This window comes from Candidatus Magnetaquicoccus inordinatus (genome assembly GCF_004217665.1).
GTDB classification, from domain to species: Bacteria; Pseudomonadota; Magnetococcia; order Magnetococcales; family Magnetaquicoccaceae; genus Magnetaquicoccus; species Magnetaquicoccus inordinatus.
Map to the genome: position 1 here is coordinate 1 of NZ_RXIU01000265.1, position 4,074 is coordinate 4,074.

4 protein-coding genes are annotated in these 4,074 nt (G+C 48.6%); all 4 read left to right on the forward strand.

Annotation, left to right across the window (positions count from 1 at the left end; all coding sequences use genetic code 11):
- Positions 1–316, forward strand: a 316-nt coding sequence (locus EJP87_RS18655; RefSeq protein ID WP_227657656.1) for a hypothetical protein, incomplete at its 5' end; no start/stop codon positions are given.
- Between the two features lie 24 nt (positions 317–340).
- Positions 341–2,353, forward strand: coding sequence for a RelA/SpoT family protein (locus EJP87_RS14305; RefSeq protein WP_130472543.1), 2,013 nt, complete (start codon positions 341–343; stop codon positions 2,351–2,353).
- A complete protein-coding gene (locus tag EJP87_RS14310) occupies positions 2,346–2,918 on the forward strand; it encodes an Rnf-Nqr domain containing protein (RefSeq protein WP_130472544.1) in 573 nt (190 codons plus the stop codon). The genes EJP87_RS14305 and EJP87_RS14310 overlap by 8 nt, the downstream gene beginning before the upstream one ends.
- Before the next feature lie 82 nt (positions 2,919–3,000).
- Positions 3,001–4,074, forward strand: a 1,074-nt coding sequence (locus EJP87_RS14315) for a GH116 family glycosyl-hydrolase (RefSeq protein ID WP_227657657.1), incomplete at its 3' end; no start/stop codon positions are given.

A 4,074-nucleotide genomic window follows, 5' to 3' on the forward strand; every position in this document is an offset into this window, starting at 1 on the left:
TCGACGCGTAACCGGGATTCACGCTCCCATCTACGCCCCACCCTATTTGGTTTATCTTGCCCTGAAAAGCAATGGACGCAATCCGGGGGTAACCCTACAGCAATTGCGACTCGCCGCGGCAGACTTCATGAGCTCGGCCCCTCCAGCGCGGCATCGAACCAACTCAACCTTGACCTTTGAAGGGGGTTCGGGACGATACACGGATGAGGATGTGCCCGCAGAAGCAGACTTGGTTTTTCGTCGGGCGGAGTTGGCTTTCTCGGATACCCCATCGGTTGAACCATCGATGCCCCGTATTAGCGCTATGGCGTGGTAGGGGTGCTTTTGGTATATTGGAGGCATGGACGCTTCTCTTCGTTATCAAATCCGTTCGATCGCCAAGACGATTCGCCACTATAACAAAGACTTTAATCTCAAAAAATTCTTATCTGCGGTTCGATACTCCATGGATGCACATCAGGGGCAGACCCGAAAATCAGGGGAGGATTATATTTGGCATCCCATTCGGGTGACCGAGATTCTGGCAGATTATGAGGCTGACGAGAAAACGATTATTGCAGCCATGCTTCACGATATTGTTGAGGATACTCCCATTACGGCCGAGGAGATTCAAGCAACGTTTGGTGAAGATATTGCCCATATCGTTGAAGGGGTAACCAAACTCGGACGTCTCAATTTTTCAAGCGCTGAGGAAGCCAAAGTCGAGAACTTTAGGAAAATGTTTTTGGCCATGGCCAAAGATATCCGAATTATCATTATTAAACTAGCGGATCGCCTCCATAACATGCGAACCCTCAAGTATCTCGAGGAGGATCGCCGAAAACGAATCGCACGCGAGACCCTCGATATTTATGCGCCACTGTCTCATCGCTTAGGGATGTCGAATATCAAGTGGGAGTTGGAGGATTTATGTTTCCGATTTCTCTATGAACAAGATTATCAAAAGTTAAAACAAGAAATCTCGGCCAAACGCGAAGAGCGAGAACAGTATATTCAAAACTTTGTTTCGACGGTAACCCTGTTCCTAAAAGAAGAATCCATCTCGCCGAGGGTAGACGGGCGCCCCAAGCATTTTTGGTCCATTTATAACAAAATGATCAAGCAGCGCACCAGTATCAAAAATTTATATGATTTATATGCGATTCGAATCATCGTTGGGAACGTGAAAGAGTGCTACGCCGCATTAGGAACGGTGCATACCCGATACAAGCCGATTCCGGGCCGGTTCAAGGACTATATCGCCATGCCAAAACAGAATATGTATCAGTCCATTCATACGGTGGTAATTGGCCCGGAAGGAAAACCGGTGGAGGTGCAGATTCGAACGGAGGAGATGCACCGTATCTCGGAATTTGGCATTGCCGCACATTGGCGATACAAAGAAGGCAGAGTGAAAGAGGAGCCGTTCGAAAAGAAAATGGCTTGGCTTCGTGAGTTGGTTGAAGGACATGATGATGTTGATAACAAAGACTACTACGAACATCTCAAAATAGATCTCTTCACCGATGAAATCTTCGTTTTTACGCCAAAAGGCGACGTGTATGAACTGCCCACCGCTGCAACACCGCTGGACTTTGCCTATCGCGTACACTCCGAGATCGGTCACCGCTGTATTGGCGCAAAGGTGAATACGCAAATCGTGAACCTGGATATTCAGCTGACGAATGGCGACATTGTCGAAATCATCACCTCGAATGTCGCGTGCCCCCGATTCTCCTGGCTATCTATCGTCAAAACGTCATCGGCACGAAACAAAATCAAGCAATGGCTCAAGAAAAACACCACCATTTATGCTGAGGAAAAGACGAAGGAAGAAGATGACCGTATTGAGGCGCCTCGAGAAGAAGACCGTTTGGTAAAAACAATAGAGGCGATTCAGGAAGGGAAGACCGAGAAACTAAAACGAAAGAACGCAGGCATTATCGTTCAAGATGGGGACGACGTATTGACCTACCTGAGTCGATGCTGTAATCCGGTTCCGGGCGATGACATCATGGGGTATATCACCAAGGGGCGAGGGATTGCGGTTCATCGAATGGATTGTCATAATTTAAAACATGTCGATCGGGCACGATTGATCCGGGTACAGTGGGACAAGGGGCACAAAGGACATTTCGAGTTAGCGCTGGAGGTTCTGGGCTATGACCGTGTGGGATTGCTCAATGACATTGTGGCAAGGATTGCGGAAATGCGAATCAATATTTTGAACGGCCAGATCCGTACCACCGCATCGGGAAAAGCAGTGGTCAATCTCATCTTGAACATCCTGGACGTATCGATGCTCGAAGGGGTCATTGCCAAACTCAAGATGATCAAGGATGTCATTGAGGTACGGAGGGTAACGAATGGTTGAGTGGTGGGTGATTTTCTTTCAGGCTGCGTTAGTGAACAACGTTGTGCTGATTCGAATGCTGGGAGTTGATGCAGCCGTCGCACCGCGATTTGACTATCGATCCGCCATTGAACTTGGACTTACGCTGATGATCATTATGCCGATTGCCAGTGCCGTCACCTGGCTGATTCAGAAAGGAATCCTCTTGCCTCTTCATGCTGAGTTCTTACAGTTGCTGATCTTTGTGATCACCATGGTTATTCTGATCCCCACGATTCTGCGAGTTCTGGGGACGTATTCGCCGAAGCTGAGAGATCGCTTGCTCCCCTACTTCGGATCGATGGTGATGAATGGTGCGGTGCTGGGTGGGCTTTTGCTCGTGGGGCAGAGCCAATATAATTTCATTGAAGCAATTGGATTTGGGCTGGGTGGCGGATGTGGTGTGATGCTTGTGCTGTTCATGATGGCCGGAATTCAGGAGCGCTTGGCTGAGGCTGAAATTCCAAAATACTTTCAAGGCTATCCGATTCTGTTTATTGCTGCCGGGATGTTGGCGCTGTCATTTTCTGTTTTTTCATTTTTCTGATCCAACCGGGGTCTCTCGCACGATAACAATATTAGTGCGTTCCAAAGACATCTAGTCAAATAGTCAGAAAAAGGAGATAAAAATGGCTGAAACTCAACAAGTATCTGGGTACTTTAATCCTGTCACAACACAACAATTCTCACAGAACAACCCTCTCGCAAGGGAGGTTGTTTCGATTCTTTTAAAAAACAAACCCTTTTCCTATGAGCTGATCGAAAAGGGGTTTTTGGCCCCAGACGGAAAAACCATCATCAACCCCATTGACCTTCAACGGTTAATCGGTGAAGCCATGAAGGCCACGCGTCAAGACGTGGGTGATCCCGCCAAACTTGTGGCCCAGAAGGTGATGCACATGCTCGGGGCATCCGAAGTGGATACAGCAGGTATTCCCCCGCAAGCCTACGATGCGCCACTGGGGACACAGCCTATTCGGGGACAAAACCGCGTAGCCTATATGCGAATGTCAAATGTGGATTTCCGTCACGGGTTAATGCTAGGCGGAATCGGTACCGGTGGGATTGAGCGAACACCGCAAGGTTCATTTCGCCGGGTGGGCATGACCACCGTTCGACAAAATGTGGAAGATACGCAAAATCAGAACCAAGCCAGCCAAATGCATCTCTTTATGAAAACACCCTCTCGCACCTTCTCGTCGGTACTCAATACCGATGCCAATCGAGATACCACCAAGCTGACCGATTGGAAATGGGATTTGGCTGCAGACCAGGGAAGCTATCATGCGCTTTATCCACGAGAATGGCATGTCTATGAGGGAGAAGCCTTGCCGGGAAAGGTGAGCGTAAACAGCTTCTCACCCGTTATCAAGGGGAATTATCGGGAAAGCTCGCTCCCGGTTGTGGTCTATAAGGTGACCCTGAAAAACACGTCCACTGAGCCCATGGATGCGGCCTTTATGATGAGCATGCAAAATATCGTGGGCTGGGAGCCCCATTCAATGGCCAATACTTGGGATGGGGCGGTGTCCAAAGAGGTTGATCGCCAGAATGCGCTGGGAATTCATCATGTGACGGATCCCAAGGCCATCAAGGACTATGAAGCAAAAAAGGCAGTGGGCGAGAAATCCTGTCACAACACAACAATTCTCACAGAACAACCCTCTCGCAAGGGAGGTTGTTTCGATTCTTTTAAAAAACAA